Here is a 15,086-nt window from a genome sequence, read left to right on the forward strand (position 1 = left end):
GCCAGCGCAGGACGGGCCCGCCGTCGGACTCGTCCCCGGGCGTGTTCAGCTCGCCGCCCGCAGGGTCTCCAGCGCCCCCGCCAGGTCGGCGGGCGGCTCGCTGACGTACTCCACCCAGTGGCCGTCGCCGGGGTGGTGGAAGCCGAGGCGGTGGGCGTGCAGCCACTGGCGGGTCAGGCCGAGGGTGCGGGCGAGCGTCGGGTCGGCGCCGTAGGTGATGTCGCCGACGCAGGGGTGGCGCACCGCGGAGAAGTGCACGCGGATCTGGTGGGTCCGCCCCGTCTCGAGCTCGACCTCCAGCAGCGACGCGGCGCGGAACGCCTCGAGGGTGCGGTAGTGGGTCACGCTGGGCCGGCCGTCGGTGACGACGGCGAAGCGCCAGTCGTGCTTGGGGTGACGGTCGATCGGGGCGTCGATCGTGCCCTCGCTGGGGTCGGGGTGGCCCTGCACCACCGCGAGGTAGACCTTCGAGACGGTGCGATCGCGGAACGCCTGCTTGAGCAGCGAGTAGGCGCGCTCCGACTTCGCCACCACCATCACCCCGGTGGTGCCGGCGTCCAGGCGGTGCACGATCCCCTGGCGCTCGGCGGCGCCGGCGGTGGCGATCCGGATGCCCAGCGCGGCGAGCCCGGCGACGACGGTCGGGCCCGACCAGCCGGGGCTCGGGTGCACGGCGACGCCGACGGGCTTGTCGACGACGACGATCTCCTCGTCCTCGTGCAGCACGACCAGGCCCTCGACGGCCTCGGCCGTGACGACGAGGGCGGCCTGCTCCGGCTCCGGGATCTCGACCTCGAGCCAGGCCCCCGCGACCAGACGGTCCGACTTCCCGGCGGGCGCGCCGTCGAGCCGGACCGCGCCGTCCGACGCGAGCTCCGCGACGACGGTGCGCGAGAGGCCCAGCATCCGCGACAGCCCGGCGTCCAGCCGCATCCCGTCGAGCCCGTCGGGGACGGGCAGCGTGCGCAGGCTCATGCCGTCGCCCCGTCCCTGGTCGACGAGCCGTCGAGGTCGCGGCCCGTCAGCGCGAGCAGCACGAGCAGCACCCCGCCGATCGTGATCGCGGAGTCGGCGACGTTGAACACCGGGAACCAGCCGACGGAGACGAAGTCGACGACGTGGCCCTGCAGCGGGCCCGGTCCGCGGAAGAAGCGGTCGACCAGGTTGCCCAGCGCCCCGCCGAGCACCAGCCCGAGCGCCAGCGCCCACCCGCGCGAGCGCAGGCGCCGCGCGAACCGCACGATCCCGATCACGACCGCCAGCGCGACGAGCGTCAGCACCCAGGTCATGCCCGTCGCGAACGAGAACGCCGCGCCGGGGTTGCGGACCAGGGTGAAGGACACGAGGTCGCCGATCAGCGGCACCCGCTCGCCGTCGGCCAGCCACGACACCATCACGATCTTGGTGATGAGGTCGAGGGAGATCACCACCGCCGCGACGACCGCGAGGGTGGCGAGCCGTCTGGGCGGGAGGTCCCGGGATGCCTCCGGCACGCTGTCCGGCTCGGTGGGTGCGCTGCTCACCGCTCCATCGTCCCAGGAGCCGTCCCGTCCTCGCCGTCCCGCCGCCGGCGCAGCGACGGCGACCCGCCGGTGTCACCGCGCCAGCGCGCGAGACGCCCGGACCGGTCGACCGAGCGCAGGCGCTCCTCGGCGGCGGCCCGCGCGGTCTCGGTGGTGACGACGAGCAGCTGGTCGCCCTCCTGGATGCGGCTCGCGTCCTGCGGCGTGAAGCTCGCGCCGTCGCGGACGACCAGGCTGAGCCCCGAGCCCTCGGGCAGGCGCAACTCGCGGACGTAGACGCCGTGCATCTTCGACCCCTCGGGCACGGTCATCTGCAGGAGATCGGCGCGCAGGGTGTCCAGCGGCGCGGCGTCCACCTCGATCTCCTCGACCTTGGAGTCCCCGGCGAGCCCGAGGGCGCGGGCGACCAGCGGCAGCGTCGTCCCCTGCACCAGGACCAGCACCACGACGAGCACGAACACGGCGTCGACGAGGGCCTGGGCCCCGGGAAGGCCCTCGGTGAGCGGGATGAGGGCCAGCACGATCGGCACGGCCCCCCGCAGGCCGGCCCACGACAGGAAGGCCTGCTCGCGCCACGGCACGCGTGCGAACGCGGCCGCCGCGACGACCGAGAGCGGACGGGCCGCGAACAGCAGGACCGCGCCGGCGATCAAGGCGGGGACGAGGGCGGCCCCCAGGCGGTCCGGGGAGACGAAGAGCCCGAGCAGCACGAACAGCCCGATCTGGGCGAGCCAGCCCAGACCCTCGGCGAACGACCGGCTGCCCTCGCGGTGCGGCAGCGTCGAGTTGCCGAGGACCAGGGCCGCGACGTAGGTCGCGAGCAGTCCCGAGGCGTGCAGGAGCTGCGCCGAGGCGAACGCCAGGATGCAGACGGACAGCGTGGCCAGCGGGTAGAGACCGGTGGCCGGCAGCGCGGCCCGGCGCAGGCCCAGCGCCCCCAGACGCCCGAGCGCGCCGCCGAGCAGACCGCCCGCGACGAGCTCGTAGACCACCAGCAGCGGGTCGGTCCAGCTCAGCGCGGCGGTGGACGACAGCAGCACCACGGCGAGGAACACCGGGGCGTCGTTGAGCCCCGACTCCAGCTCGAGCGCGCCGACCAGCCGGCCCTTGAGGCCGAGGTTGCGCAGCACGCTGAACACCGCGGCCGCGTCCGTCGACGAGAGCACCGCGCCCCAGAGGAAGGCGATCCGCAGGTCGAGCCCGAGCAGCGCCCACAGGGCCAGCCCGGTGACGCCGATGCTCACGGCGACGGCGATCGTCGAGAGCGCGACACCGAGGCCCAGCGCCGGGCGGACCGTCGTCCACCGGGTGGAGAGGCCGCCGTCGGCGAGGATCAGGACGAGGGCGGCGACGCCGAGCGCCTGGGTGAGGCCCGCGTCGTCGAACCGGATGCCGAGGCCCGACTCCCCCAGCGCCACCCCGATCGCGAGGTAGATCAGCAGCGAGGGCAGGCCGACGCGGGTGGAGAGGCGGACCGCGAGCACGGAGACGAGGACGACGCCCGCACCGACGCCGAGCAGGAGGGGCAGATCGTCCACGTCGCGTGCCCCCTCCCCTCCAGGAGGGCACGACCCTAGCGATCGCGGAGTGCCCGGATTGCCCGGGATCTGGACGCGGTGAGCCGATTCACCGGCTCGTCGCGCTCGTGCTGTGGTCTATCAGAGGTGGGTCAGCGGCCGATCATCGGCGGGTGTCGGCGCTGCGGGGACCGGTGAGCGCCGCGACCGGTGTGCACCAGGAGCAGCCCGTGAACCCGAGCTCCACCGCCTCGGAGGCGGGCAGCGGGATGACCTCGCGGCCGTACAGGTAGCTGCAGCGACCCAGGTGGAAGAGGGGTTCCTCGTCGATGACGAGGACCTCGTCGTCGTGCTCGGCCATCGCCTGGCGGGCGGCGTCGTCGACGACCTCCTCCTCCGGCTGGGACGCCGGCGGCGGGGGCGGCGGAGCGCTGGGTGCCCCACCGGGAGGCGGACCGCCGGGAGGACGTCCGGCGCCCTGGGGAGGCTGGCCCGGGGGAGGCTGGCCCTGGGGAGCCTGGCCCGGGGGCGGTCCCTGCGGCGGCTGCCCGGGCGGCGGGCCGCCGTTGGCGGCGCCCGCGTCGGACCGGCCGGCCGGCGGCGCACCGTCGGCCTGGACCTGCCGCATGCGGGCGAGGTCGTTCATGTCGAGGCGGGTGGTGGCCGCCTCGTCGCCGCCGGGCTGTCCGGGAGCACCGCGGGACGGCGTGCCGCCCGGGGTGGACGGGGCGCCCGTCCGCGCCGGGCCGCCGCCGAGACGCGCCTCGGCGGGGGTGCCGGGCATGGGGAGCGTCCCGAGCAGCCGCGAGCCCTGGGGGCGCCGGGGACGCGGGACGGCTCGGAGCCCGGGCGGGCGTTGGTGGTGATCCAGCGCGACGTCCGGTCGGTGCTGGGCGAGGCCTCCCCGCCGCGGGTGGCGGCCGTACCGGCCGCGATCGCGCCGCCGGCGAGACCGGCGGCACCGGCCACCCCGGCGATGCGCCCGGCGTTGCCGTCGCGCTCGGTCTGCTCACCGGGCCGGCCCTGCGTGGCGGGACCGTTCTGCGCCGGCGCCCCTGGGCCGCCCTGGCCGTTGGGGCCCTGCGGACCCGACGCCTGCGGCCCCGGACCCTGCGGACCCTGCTGACCCGGACCCTGCTGCTGGGGCCCCGTCCCGACCGCCACCGTGCCCGCGTCCTGCTGCGGACCGCGCCCGCCGGCCGGGACCGGGGGCACGGGCGCGCCGGGCGTCGAGGCCGGACCGGCCGACGTCGGGGCCGCCGTCTCCGGGGAGCCCTGTCCCGGGCCCGAGGAGTGGATTCCCGGGGCGAACCCGGAGGACGGCGAACCCGGCGTGGACGGTCCTGACGACTCCGACGACGCGGTCGACGAGGCAGGAACCTCATCGGCCGGGCGTCGGCCCTCCCGCTCCCGCTTGCGCCGACGGACGACGTCGGCGATGAGCAGGGCGGCGGCCAGGATGCTGGCCACCACGGACCCCCAGGCCCACGTCGCCACCGAGGTGACGACGGCGACCACCAGGAGCCCGAAGGCGACCAGGACGCAGAGAAGGACGAGGAGCAGCAACGGTCGGACTCCTACCTCGGGGCGGCTCGGGGCCTCTCACCCGCGCCACCTCCGAAGAGGGTGGCGCGGGCCGCGGCGTTCCTAGCTGCCGGCTTCGGCCCGCGAGCCGTAGCCGCTGGTGGCGTACCCGCCGCTGCCGTTGCGGCCGTTGTCCGGCGCGGCGGAACCGCGGCCGTCCAGGTCGCGCAGCTGCGACTCGAGGTAGGTCTTGAGACGGGTGCGGTACTCGCGCTCGAAGGTGCGGAGCTCGTCGATCTTCTTCTCGAGCCCGCCCTTCTGCTGCTCGATGAGGCTGATCGTCTCGTTGTGCTTGCGCTGCGCGTCGCGCTCGAGGGTGGAGGCCTTGTCACGGGCCTGGCGCTCGAGGGTCTCCGCGCGGGTGCGCGCGTCGTTCAGCATCGTCTCGGCGCGCGTGCGGGCCTCGTTGACCATGCTGTCGGACTTGGTGCGCGCCTCGGAGAGCAGCTGCTCCGACTTGGTGCGCGCGTCGGTGAGCATGCCGTCGGCCTCGGACTTGGCCTCGGCGGTGAGCCGGTCGGCCATCTCCTGGGCGAGGCCGAGCACCTTCGCGGCCTGCACGTGGTGGTCGCCACCGTTGACGGCGGCACCCTGGCCACCCTGCTCGGACATGCCGAAGGGCGGGGGCACGACGGCCTGCTGCGTCTGCGGCATCGGCTGCTGCTGCTGGGGCTGCTGCTGCGGCATCGGCTGCTGCACGGTGCGCGGCGCGTCCTCCACGGGCCGGCTCGGCGGCGGCGCCGAGACCTGCGTGGCCGGACCCGAGCTCTGGCTCGGTGCCGCGGCGGCCTTGCTGCGGGCGTCGTCGAGATCGGCGTGGGCCGTCGAGAGCTGCTGCTCGAGCTGCTCCACCTGCTCGCGCAGGTCGTTGTTCTCTTCCAGCAGCCGGCCGAGCTCGGCCTCGACGAGGTCGAGGAACGCGTCGACCTCGTCCTCGTTGTAGCCACGTTTCCCGATCGGTGGCTTGCTGAACGCGACGTTGTGAACGTCGGCGGGGGTCAGCGGCATCGGATCTCCTCAAGCACTCCTCGGCTGCGGAACCCCAGGTACCTCGGGCTCTTCGAGCTCCGCCACTCGCAGAGTATGACCGCTGCGAGCGACAGAACCATAATGGACGGGTCCAGTGACGCGCTGCCCTCGACGCCCGAATGGTGACGCAGCGCCACGAGCGGGCCCCCGGAAACCCACAGACCTACCGATTTTCGGGTCGGAGGGCGATCCGCCGGTCGGGTCGTGACGTTCCGTGTCCCTCTACGTGCGGTGACAGGAGCGGATCCTGGGACCGCCGGGGCCGGCGGGCAGCTGCGAGCCCTCCAGAGCGCGCTCGGCGCACAGGAACGCCCATCCGGCGCGCCAGAAGTCGCATCGCCCGATCGGCCGCGTGCCGCGGCCGTGCGTGGCCCTCGGGGCGCCGCACACCCCGTCCATCGCTCCGGCGGGCGCGGGTGTGACACCCGACGCCCCGGCGATCTTCTCAGGTCCTCTCAGGAGATCTCTCAGGAGGTCGAGGCGTAGTTCTTCTCGGCCAGCTTCCGACGGTCCGACGCGGACACCTCGACGTTCGGCGGTGAGAGCAGGAACACGCGGTTGGTGACCTTCTCGATGGAGCCGCGCAGGGCGAACGCGAGGCCGGCGGCGAAGTCGACGAGGCGCTTGGCGCCCGCGTCGTCCATCTCCGTGAGATTCATGATCACCGGAATGCCGTCGCGGTAGCGCTCGCCGATGAGCCGGGCCTCGTTGTAGCTCTTGGGCTGCAGCGAGGTGATCTCGGCGGGCCCGCTCGCGGGGTCGGGGTCGGCGGCGACCGACGGCACCGCCGTCGGGCCCTTCGCGGCCGGGGTGGCGGCGGTGTCGGACGACGACGAGGACGACGCCGGACCGGACGAGCCGGTGGAGGACGCCGACGACAGCGACGGCGGGGTGCGGTGGGTCGTGGGGCGCACCGAGGTGTGGCTCGGCCCGGTGTTGTGGGCCCAGCTGCGGCCGCGGCCGGCCCGCGACACCGTCTCGGTGGCGGGCTCCTCCTCGCGGCGGACGTCCTCGCGGCGGATCTCGGTGACCTCCGGGTCGCGCGGGCGCGGGGTCCGGCGCTCCTCGTAGCGGTCGTACCGGTCGTAGCGCTCCGGCTCGTCGCGGTCCTCGCGGTCGTCGCGCCGGCCACGGCCGTAGCGGTCGTAGCCACCGTCGCGGTCGTCGAACCGGTCGTCGAAGCGGTCCGCGGCGTAACGGTGGCGGTCGACCGGGTGCCGGTCACCGGTGTGCCGGTCGACGGGGCGACGGTCACGCTCGGGGTCGTACCGGTCGTCGTCGTAGCCGTCGTACGAGTCCAGCTCGTCGGCCGGGACCATGCCGAAGTAGGCCTTCACTCGGTGCAGAGTGGTCATGGCGGTCTCCCCTGTCCGACGGGGACCCCGCGCCCCGTGCAGCGCATGAGTCACATCCGTGTCGTTCACTCACAGGGGACGCTAGCTCACCGCCGCCCGAGCAAGGCCGTTCCGACACGCACGACCGTCGACCCGTACTCGACGGCTGCCTCGAGATCCCCGGACATCCCGGCCGACAGCGTCACCGCACCCGCGTGCGCCGCGCGTACCCCTTGCGCGACCTCCCACACCGTGGCGAAGGCCTCGCGCGGCTCGACGCCCTGCGGCGCCACCGCCATCACCCCGCCCAGCCGCAGGTGGGCGCAGTCGGCGACGCGGTCGGCCAACGCCGGGACCTCGTCCACCGGCGTGCCGCCGCGGTCGGGGTCGGCGTCGACGCTCACCTGCACCAGGACCTCGAGCGGCGTGGTCCGCTCCCCCGCGTCGACGGCAGCGGAAGCGGCGCGCTCGAGGGCGTCGACGAGACGGACGGAGTCGACCGAGTCCACCGCGTGCGCCCACCGCGCCAGCGACCGCGCCTTGTTGCGCTGCAGGCGGCCCACGACGTGCCACTGCGCCGCGACGTCCGGACGCAGGGCGGCGAGCTCGGCGGCCTTCGCCGCGCCCTCCTGCTCCTTGTTCTCCCCGAAGGCCGTCAGCCCGAGATCGGTGAGCAGCGCGACGTCCTCGGCGGGCCAGGTCTTGGTGACGGCGAGCAGGCCGACCTCGGCGGGGTCGCGCCCCCGGCCCGGGCGGCCGCGGCGACGCGTTCGCGCACGGCGGCCAGTGACCCGGCCAGCTCCGCGCGGCGCGCACCACCGTCCGACGCCTCCGTCGCGGCCTCGGTCACGGCCGCGGGTACTCCCACCACGTCACCGCGGCGAGCCTGCCCGTGGGTTGCGCGCGGCGGTGGCTGAACAGCTGGTCGTCCTCGAAGGTGCAGCGCGTGTCGGTGTCGACGCGGGTGACGCCCAGCTCGGCCAGCTGCTGGCGCAGCCCGGCGCGCAGGTCGAGGCCCGGGGTGCCGATCCGCGTGGTCGCGGCGCTGCCGGGCAGCGCGGCCTCCACCTCGTCGCGCATCTCCGCCGGGACCTCGTAGCAGAGGCCGCAGACGGCGGGGCCGAGGAGGACCTCGACGTGCTCGGTCTCGGCGCCGAGCTCGGCCATCGCCTCGAGCGTGCGCCCGAGGATCCCGTCGGCCGCCCCGCGCCGCCCGGCGTGGGCGGCGCCGACGACGCCGGCCGTGGGGTCGGCGAACAGCACGGGCACGCAGTCGGCCACGACGACGGCCAGCGCGAGGCGCGGCCGGTCGGTGACGAGCGCGTCGGCCGTCGGGGTGGGGCCGTCGGCCGAGGTGACGGTGGCGACGTCGGTGCCGTGCACCTGGTTCATCCACGCCACACGCTCGGGACCCAGGCCGATGCCCTGGCCGAGGCGACGACGGTTGGCGGCGACGGCGGCCGGGTCGTCCCCGACGTGGTCGCCGAGGTTGAACGAGTCGTACGGCGCCGCCGACCGGCCGCCCGCACGGGTGGTGACCACCCGGCGGATGCGGACGGGTGCAGCTCCCCCGTCCCCGGGATCCCGGGGACGAGCGGGACTGCTGCTTCCGGAGCGGACCGCCACTCCCTCAGCGTCTCATGAAGGAGGGGACGTCCACGTCGTCCTCGTCCGCGCTGCGGGCGGACGGCGCCTCGCGCGGCGGGGTGGTCGAGGAGCCCTCGGTGGCGGTGGACGCCGCGGGAGCGGTGGCCGTGGCCGCCGGGGAGCCGGTGGAGCCATTGGCGCCGGTGGAGCCGTTGGCGCCGTTGCCCGCGGGGGCGGTCGCCGTGGCCGGGGTCTCCGCCGGACGCTCCACGGACGCGCGGTCGACGGCCGGCGTGGAGCCGGGCACCGTCGGGGCCGCCGAGACCGCGGGCGTCGGCCCGCCGACGTGGGAGACGTGGGAGGCGTGGGTGCCGGCCGGCGGCCGCTGGACCTGCCCGGCCTGGGCGCTCGCGGTGGACGTCGACGAGCCCTGCGTCGACCCGAGGGCCTGGGGCTCGAGCTTCTTGTGCGTCGGGGACCCGGAGTCGAAGCCCGCGGCGATGACGGTCACGCGGACCTCGTCGCCCAGCGAGTCGTCGATGACCGTCCCGAAGATGATGTTCGCCTCGGGGTGCGCGGCCTCCTGGACGAGCGACGCCGACTCGTTGATCTCGAACAGGCCGAGGTCCGAGCCGCCGGCGATCGAGAGCAGCACGCCGTACGCGCCGTCCATCGACGCCTCGAGCAGGGGCGAGTTGATCGCCTTGCCGGCCGCCTCGACCGCGCGGTTCTCCCCGCGTGCTGCGCCGATGCCCATCAGCGCGCTGCCCGCCCCGCTCATGACGCTCTTGACGTCGGCGAAGTCGAGGTTGATCAGACCCGGCGTGGTGATCAGGTCGGTGATGCCCTGGACACCGGAGAGGAGCACCTCGTCCGCGCTGCGGAAGGCGTCCATGAGCGAGAGGCCCACGTCGCCCAGCTGCAGGAGGCGGTCGTTGGGGATGACGATCAGCGTGTCGCACTCGTTGCGGAGCTCGGTGATGCCGTTCTCGGCCTGGGTGGCGCGGCGCTTGCCCTCGAAGTTGAAGGGCCGCGTCACGACGCCGATCGTCAGGGCGCCGAGCTTGCGGGCGATGCTCGCGACGACGGGCGCGCCGCCGGTGCCGGTGCCGCCGCCCTCGCCGGCGGTCACGAAGACCATGTCGGCCCCCTTGAGGACCTCCTCGATCTCCTCGCGGTGGTCCTCGGCGGCGCGGCGGCCCACGTCCGGGGCCGCGCCGGCGCCAAGACCGCGGGTGAGCTCGCGGCCGACGTCGAGCTTGACGTCGGCGTCGGACATGAGGAGCGCCTGCGCGTCGGTGTTCACCGCGATGAACTCGACGCCCTTGAGGCCGACCTCGATCATGCGGTTGACGGCGTTGACGCCGCCACCACCGATGCCGACCACCTTGATCACGGCCAGGTAGTTGTGCGGGGGCGTCATGAGTTCGCCTTTCGTGCGGGGTCTGGCGGCGGTCGTCGTCCGGGTCCGGCGTGTCGCAACCCTCGACCTCGACTGGAGGTTTATGTTGAGGGGCCGCTGTCCGACGTGCGCACGGTAGGCAGGCGTGGCACGGCATTTCCACGAGGCGCGCCGGGCGTGTCCGCACCTCACGTCGCCCACTCGCCGGGCGGTCGACACCCTCGAGTGCTCCTCGAGGGTTGTCAGCGCACCACCGCGAGGTCGGGCGTCGAGACGTCGTACGCCACGCCCGGGCGGGTCAGCAGGGCGGCGAGGACCGCGGCCTTGCGCTCGTTGTCCGCGTCGGCGCCCCAACGGACCTCGCGGTCGCCGGTGAGGACGAAGCCGACGTCGAAACGACCGTTGGCGCGCACCTCGACGACGTCGGCCCGTAGCGCCGCGGGCAGGGCCACGACCACGTCGGCGGCGGCCCGGGTGCCCGGGTCGTCGGGCGACGGGAGTGTGCCCGGCGGCAGCGTGAGGGCCGGGATCCCGGGCGGGCGCTCGGGCATCGTGCGGTACCCGAAACCGGTGGCGTCGACCAGCAGCACCCCGCCGGCGGGCGAGGGGGTCGCGAGCACCGGCTCGCGCTCGGTCACCGAGACGACGACGGTCCCCGGGTAGTCGCGGGACACGTCGACCGACGCGATGCGGGGCAGGGTGCGCACGTCCGCGGCCACGTCGTCGCCGTCGAGCCAGAGCAACGACGTGCCCGGTGCGACGCCCGCGGCCGCGCGCACCGCCTCGACCTGGTCGGGCGCCGCCCCGACGACCTCGACGTCGCGGACGTCGAGCAGGGGCGACCACACGGTGAGCCACACGAGCACGGCGACGAGCACGAGCGCCGCGGCGAGCCCGGCCCACAGGCTCCGGCGACGGCGCACCGGACGGGACACCGAGGTCCGGGCGACCCGCTTGGCGCGCCCCGGCGAACCGGCCGCGGCACCCGAGGGCCGGGCGCCTGCGCCCCCGGTGCGACGCTGCCGCGCCCGCTCCTGGCGCTCGGCGCCGTCGGCCCGGGCCGTCCGCTCGGGGCGATCTCCCCGGCCCGTCCGTCCCGACCGGCCCGCCCGACCCGGGCGTCCGGTGGAGCGGGCCGGGCCGGTCACCGCGGCTCGATCCCCGGGGGCACGCCGGCCTCGGCCCGGTCGACGCGCCGTTCCAGCTCGGAGATCACCTCGGGGCCGAGGACGGTGATGTCGCCCGCCCCCATGGTGACGACGAGGTCTCCGGGGCGGGCGAGGTCGGCGAGCAGCGCCGGGACCTGCCCCCAGGAGGGCTCGTAGTGCACGTGCTCGGGCGGCAGCGTGAGCTGGCGGGCGATGAGCTCGCCGTTGACGCCGGGCTCGGGCTGCTCGCGGGCGCCGTACACGTCGAGCACCACGACCTCGTCGGCCAGCGACAGGGCGGCGCCGAACTCGGCGGCGAAGTCGCGGGTGCGCGAGTAGAGGTGCGGCTGGAAGGCCACGATGAGCCGTCCGGTCCCGCCGAGCACCGGGCGGGCGGCGCGCAACTGCGCGGCGACCTTGGTGGGCGCGTGGGCGTAGTCGTCGTACACCCGCACCCCGTCGGCGCTGCCGCGGAACTCGAAGCGCCGGCGGACCCCGTCGAAGCCGGCGAGGCCGTCGAGCAGTCCCTCCAGCGGTGCGCCGAGGTCGAGGCCCGCGAGCAGGGCGGCGCAGGCGTTGAGGGCCTGGTGCTCGCCGGGGACGGCGAGGCGCAGCTCGATCTCCTCCCCCGCCACCGCCAGCCGCAGCACCCCGAGCGCGCCCTCGGCGCGGTAGTCGAGCACGTGCGCGTCGTCTCCGCCCGTGGCGGTGCGCCCGCAGCGGCGCACCCGCACGCCCGCCTCCTCCGCGCGGACGCCGAGGGCGGCGGCCCCCGGGTCGTCGGCGCAGACCACGAGGGCCCCGCCCGGCTCGATCCTCGCGGCGAAGGCGTCGAACACCGCGACGTAGGCCTCGACGGTGCCGTGGTGGTCGAGGTGGTCGGGCTCGACGTTGGTGACGATCGCGACGGCCGGCGAGTAGGCGAGGAACGAGCCGTCGCTCTCGTCGGCCTCGGCGACGAAGACGTCGCCCAGGCCGTGGTGCGCGCTCGACCCCGACGACAGCAGGTCGCCGCCGATCATGAACGACGGGTCGGTGCCGCAGGCCTGCAGCGCGACGACGAGCATCGACGTGGTCGACGTCTTGCCCGCGCTGCCCGACACGCAGGCGGCGCGGTGGTCGGCCATGAGCTCGGCGAGCACCGCGGAGCGGTGGAGCACGGGGATGTCGCGCGCCGCGGCCTCGAGCAGCTCCGGGTTGTCGGGGTCGGCCTGGTGCACGGCCTTCGTCGTGACGAGGCAGGTGGGCCCGCCGGGCAGGAGGTCGAGGTTGTGCGCGTCGTGGCCCACCGCGACCTCGGCGCCGAGCGCCCGGAGCGCCAGCACCGCGCGCGAGTCCTTGGCGTCGGACCCCGACACCATCGCCCCGCGCGCCAGCAGGATGCGCGCGATCCCGCTCATCGCCGCGCCGCCGGCCCCGATGAAGTGCACCCGCGACAGCAGGTGGGGCAGGGGCGGCACGGCGGAGTCGGTCGCGGGGTCGGTCGCGGGGTGCTGCTCCACCTGGTCCGTCGGGCTCATGTCCGGGTCCTCCCGCTCACGCTCGCGCCCGCAGCCTCGAGCACCGTGGCGGCCAGTGTCTCGTCCGCCCCCGCGTGCCCCGAACGCCGGGCCGCCGCGGCGGTGGCGGCGAGCCGGTCGGGGTCGCCGACGAGGCCGGTGACCAGGGAGGCGACCGTCTCGCCCGTCAGCTCGGCGTCGGCGACGAGCATGCCGCCGCCGGCGTCGACCACCGGGCGGGCGTTGAGCGCCTGCTCGCCGTTGCCGTGCGGCAGGGGGACGTAGATCGCGGGCAGCCCGACGGTCGACACCTCGGCGACGGTCATCGCGCCGGCCCGGCACAGCGCGACGTCCGCGGCGGCGTAGGCGAGGTCCATGCGCTCGAGGTAGGGCACCGGGTGGTAGTCGGGGGCGTCGACGGTGGGCCCGTTCTTCGGCCCGTGCGCGTGCAGCACCGACACCCCGGCCGCGGTGAGCGCCGGGACCGCCGCGGACACGGCCTCGTTGAGCGAGCGGGCGCCCTGCGAGCCCCCGAACACCAGCAGCACGGGCCCTGCGGGTCGAGCCCGAAGTGCGCGCGGGCCTCCGCGCGCAGCCCGGCGCGGTCGAGCTCGGTGATCTCGCGGCGCAGCGGGATGCCGATGACCTCCGCCCCGGCCAGCCCGCTGCCCGGCACCGCGGCGCACACGGCCTTCGCGAACCGGGCGCCCACCTTGTTGGCCACGCCGGCGCGGGCGTTGGCCTCGTGCACCACGATCGGCAGGCGCATCGACGCCGCGGCCAGGTAGGCGGGCAGGGAGACGTAGCCGCCGAAGCCGACCACGACGTCGGCGCCCACCTCCCGCAGGACCGCGCGGGTGCGGCGCACCGAGCGGACCACGCGCAGCGGCAGCTTCGCGAGGTCGAGGTTCGGCTTGCGCGGCAGCGGCACCGGCGGGATCAGCTCGAGCGGGTAGCCGCGCGCCGGGATCAGGCGGGTGTCGAGACCCCGCTCGGTGCCGAGCGCCGTGACCCGGGCGTCGGGGCGCAGCCGGCGCACCGCGTCCGCGGTGGCCAGGGCCGGTTCGACGTGGCCGGCGCTGCCGCCGCCCGCCACCACCACCGAGGGCTCGTTCGACGTCATGCCCCCATCGTCCGGGGCCGCCCCGGCGCGTTCACCGGCCCTCCCCGGGGTCCGTCCCGTCGTGCCGGGCGGTCGGTCGCGGCGGCGCGCGGCAGGCTCGGCTCGGGCAGCCGCAGGACCCGGGCGAGACGGCCCTGCCCGTGGGCGCGCAGGGCGGCGGCGGCCTCGGGCTCGTGCCGGGCGAAGTTCGCGAGCAGGCCGCCGGAGAGCAGGGCGAGCGCCAGCGACGTGCCGCCCGAGGACACCAGGGGCAGCGGGATGCCGGTGACCGGCAGCAGCCCGACGACGTAGCCGATGTTGATGCAGGCCTGGGCCACCAGCCAGACGGTGAGCGTCGAGGCGACGACGCGGATCCACGGGTCGACGCTGCGCGCGGCGATCCGGAGCCCGACGTAGGCGAGGGTGACGAACAGGGCGATCACCGCGCCCGCCCCGACGAACCCCAGCTCCTCGCCGATGATCGCGAAGATGAAGTCGTTGTCGGCGTTGGGCAGGTAGTCCCACTTCGCGCGCCCCTGCCCGAGGCCCGCGCCGAAGAGGCCGCCGTCGGCGAGGGAGTACAGCGCCTGGCGCGCCTGGTAGGCCGGGCCGAGCGGGTCGGCGGTGTCGGGGTTGAGGAACGCGGTGATGCGGCTCTGCCGGTAGGTGGCCACGACGCCGAGCACCACCGAGGCCACGACGCCGCTCGAGACGATGAACGCCATCAGGCCCAGCGGCGCGCACGCGAACCACAGCAGCGCGAAGACGATGATCATCAGCGAGATCGTCGTACCCAGGTCGGGCTGGGCGAGCACGAGCACGAGGACCAGCAGTGCGACGGGCAGCAACGGCAGCAGGGCCGCGCGCCAGGTCCGCGGGTGCGGGCGGTGGCGGACGAGGACGTGCGCGCCCCAGAGCGCCAGCGCGATCTTGGTCAGCTCCGAGGGCTGCAGCGAGAGCCCCGCGACGCGGAACCAGCTGCGCGAACCGTTGACCACGGCGCCGAGGCCCGGCACGAGCACGAGCACGAGCAACACGAGGCAGCCCGCGAGCAGCCACGGGCTCGCCGCCCGCAGGCGCCGGGGCGGGACGCGCAGGCCGACCCAGAACAGGACGAGCCCGATCATCGCGAACACGGCCTGCCGGAAGAACACGCCGTAGGACGAGCCGCCCGCGGCGTACGCCGACACCGCGGACGCCGACAGCACCATGACCAGCCCGAGGGCCGTGAGCAGCCCGAACACCGCCAGCACGAGGTGCAGGGAGGTCAGCGGGCGCTCGAGCCACTGGTGCAGGGCCGCGCGGGCCTGGGCCAGGACGCCCGGGCGCTGCCCTGGCCGCCGGGCCGGCGCGCTCACGCT

13 protein-coding genes and 1 pseudogene are annotated in these 15,086 nt (G+C 75.4%); all 14 read right to left on the bottom strand.

Features of this window, described 5'->3' with window-relative positions; all coding sequences use genetic code 11:
- Positions 1 to 45: 45 nt before the first annotated feature.
- The gene (locus tag ACQPYN_RS19115) at positions 46 to 975 is read right to left on the bottom strand and encodes an RluA family pseudouridine synthase (RefSeq protein ID WP_433026125.1); all 930 of its coding nucleotides are present in this window, start codon (positions 973 to 975) and stop codon (positions 46 to 48) included.
- Complete coding sequence (gene lspA / locus ACQPYN_RS19120; protein WP_433026128.1) at positions 972 to 1,523, bottom strand: signal peptidase II; 552 nt, start codon at positions 1,521 to 1,523, stop codon at positions 972 to 974. The genes ACQPYN_RS19115 and lspA overlap by 4 nt, the downstream gene beginning before the upstream one ends.
- Complete coding sequence (locus tag ACQPYN_RS19125) at positions 1,520 to 3,061, bottom strand: potassium/proton antiporter (RefSeq protein ID WP_433026131.1); 1,542 nt, start codon at positions 3,059 to 3,061, stop codon at positions 1,520 to 1,522. Before ACQPYN_RS19125 ends, lspA begins: the two co-directional genes overlap by 4 nt.
- A gap of 142 nt (positions 3,062 to 3,203) precedes the next feature.
- Positions 3,204 to 3,686: a hypothetical protein gene (locus ACQPYN_RS19130; RefSeq protein ID WP_433026134.1), complete on the bottom strand. Its 483-nt coding sequence runs from the start codon at positions 3,684 to 3,686 to the stop codon at positions 3,204 to 3,206.
- On the bottom strand, positions 3,683 to 4,606 hold the full coding sequence (locus ACQPYN_RS19135) for a hypothetical protein (RefSeq protein ID WP_433026137.1): 924 nt from the start codon (positions 4,604 to 4,606) through the stop codon (positions 3,683 to 3,685). The genes ACQPYN_RS19130 and ACQPYN_RS19135 overlap by 4 nt, the downstream gene beginning before the upstream one ends.
- 81 nt (positions 4,607 to 4,687) lie before the next feature.
- The gene (gene wag31 / locus ACQPYN_RS19140; protein WP_433026140.1) at positions 4,688 to 5,632 is read right to left on the bottom strand and encodes a DivIVA-like cell division protein Wag31; all 945 of its coding nucleotides are present in this window, start codon (positions 5,630 to 5,632) and stop codon (positions 4,688 to 4,690) included.
- A gap of 488 nt (positions 5,633 to 6,120) precedes the next feature.
- Positions 6,121 to 7,008, bottom strand: a complete 888-nt coding sequence (locus tag ACQPYN_RS19145; protein ID WP_433026143.1) for a cell division protein SepF — start codon at positions 7,006 to 7,008, stop codon at positions 6,121 to 6,123.
- Positions 7,009 to 7,094: 86 nt separating this feature from the next.
- The gene (locus ACQPYN_RS19150) at positions 7,095 to 7,706 is read right to left on the bottom strand and encodes a YggS family pyridoxal phosphate-dependent enzyme (RefSeq protein ID WP_433038961.1); all 612 of its coding nucleotides are present in this window, start codon (positions 7,704 to 7,706) and stop codon (positions 7,095 to 7,097) included.
- 127 nt (positions 7,707 to 7,833) lie between these two features.
- Complete coding sequence (gene pgeF, locus ACQPYN_RS19155; protein ID WP_433026146.1) at positions 7,834 to 8,529, bottom strand: peptidoglycan editing factor PgeF; 696 nt, start codon at positions 8,527 to 8,529, stop codon at positions 7,834 to 7,836.
- Positions 8,530 to 8,617: 88 nt separating this feature from the next.
- Positions 8,618 to 9,997, bottom strand: coding sequence for a cell division protein FtsZ (ftsZ, locus tag ACQPYN_RS19160; protein ID WP_433026149.1), 1,380 nt, complete (start codon positions 9,995 to 9,997; stop codon positions 8,618 to 8,620).
- Positions 9,998 to 10,218: 221 nt separating this feature from the next.
- Entirely contained in the window at positions 10,219 to 11,124 is a 906-nt protein-coding gene (locus ACQPYN_RS19165) for a cell division protein FtsQ/DivIB (RefSeq protein ID WP_433026152.1), read from the bottom strand.
- Positions 11,121 to 12,644: a UDP-N-acetylmuramate--L-alanine ligase gene (murC, locus tag ACQPYN_RS19170; RefSeq protein ID WP_433026155.1), complete on the bottom strand. Its 1,524-nt coding sequence runs from the start codon at positions 12,642 to 12,644 to the stop codon at positions 11,121 to 11,123. The genes ACQPYN_RS19165 and murC overlap by 4 nt, the downstream gene beginning before the upstream one ends.
- A pseudogene (gene murG / locus ACQPYN_RS19175) lies at positions 12,641 to 13,746 on the bottom strand (undecaprenyldiphospho-muramoylpentapeptide beta-N-acetylglucosaminyltransferase). The gene murC and the pseudogene murG overlap by 4 nt, the downstream one beginning before the upstream one ends.
- Positions 13,743 to 15,083: a putative lipid II flippase FtsW gene (gene ftsW / locus ACQPYN_RS19180; RefSeq protein WP_433026157.1), complete on the bottom strand. Its 1,341-nt coding sequence runs from the start codon at positions 15,081 to 15,083 to the stop codon at positions 13,743 to 13,745. The pseudogene murG and the gene ftsW overlap by 4 nt, the downstream one beginning before the upstream one ends.
- Positions 15,084 to 15,086 lie beyond the last annotated feature (3 nt).

Origin of the sequence: Actinomycetospora sp. CA-053990 (genome assembly GCF_050948445.1) — a bacterium.
Lineage (GTDB): Bacteria > Actinomycetota > Actinomycetes > Mycobacteriales > Pseudonocardiaceae > Actinomycetospora > Actinomycetospora callitridis.

What these genes read in the sequence shown, in the direction of transcription:
- ACQPYN_RS19115 (WP_433026125.1), bottom strand. Translation starts at nt 975, where the DNA reads ATGAGCCTGCGCACGCTGCCCGTCCCCGACGGGCTCGACGGGATGCGG.
- ACQPYN_RS19130 (WP_433026134.1), bottom strand. Translation starts at nt 3,686, where the DNA reads ATGAACGACCTCGCCCGCATGCGGCAGGTCCAGGCCGACGGTGCGCCG.
- wag31 (WP_433026140.1), bottom strand. Translation starts at nt 5,632, where the DNA reads ATGCCGCTGACCCCCGCCGACGTTCACAACGTCGCGTTCAGCAAGCCA.
- ACQPYN_RS19145 (WP_433026143.1), bottom strand. Translation starts at nt 7,008, where the DNA reads ATGACCACTCTGCACCGAGTGAAGGCCTACTTCGGCATGGTCCCGGCC.
- ftsZ (WP_433026149.1), bottom strand. Translation starts at nt 9,997, where the DNA reads ATGACGCCCCCGCACAACTACCTGGCCGTGATCAAGGTGGTCGGCATC.
- murC (WP_433026155.1), bottom strand. Translation starts at nt 12,644, where the DNA reads ATGAGCCCGACGGACCAGGTGGAGCAGCACCCCGCGACCGACCCCGCG.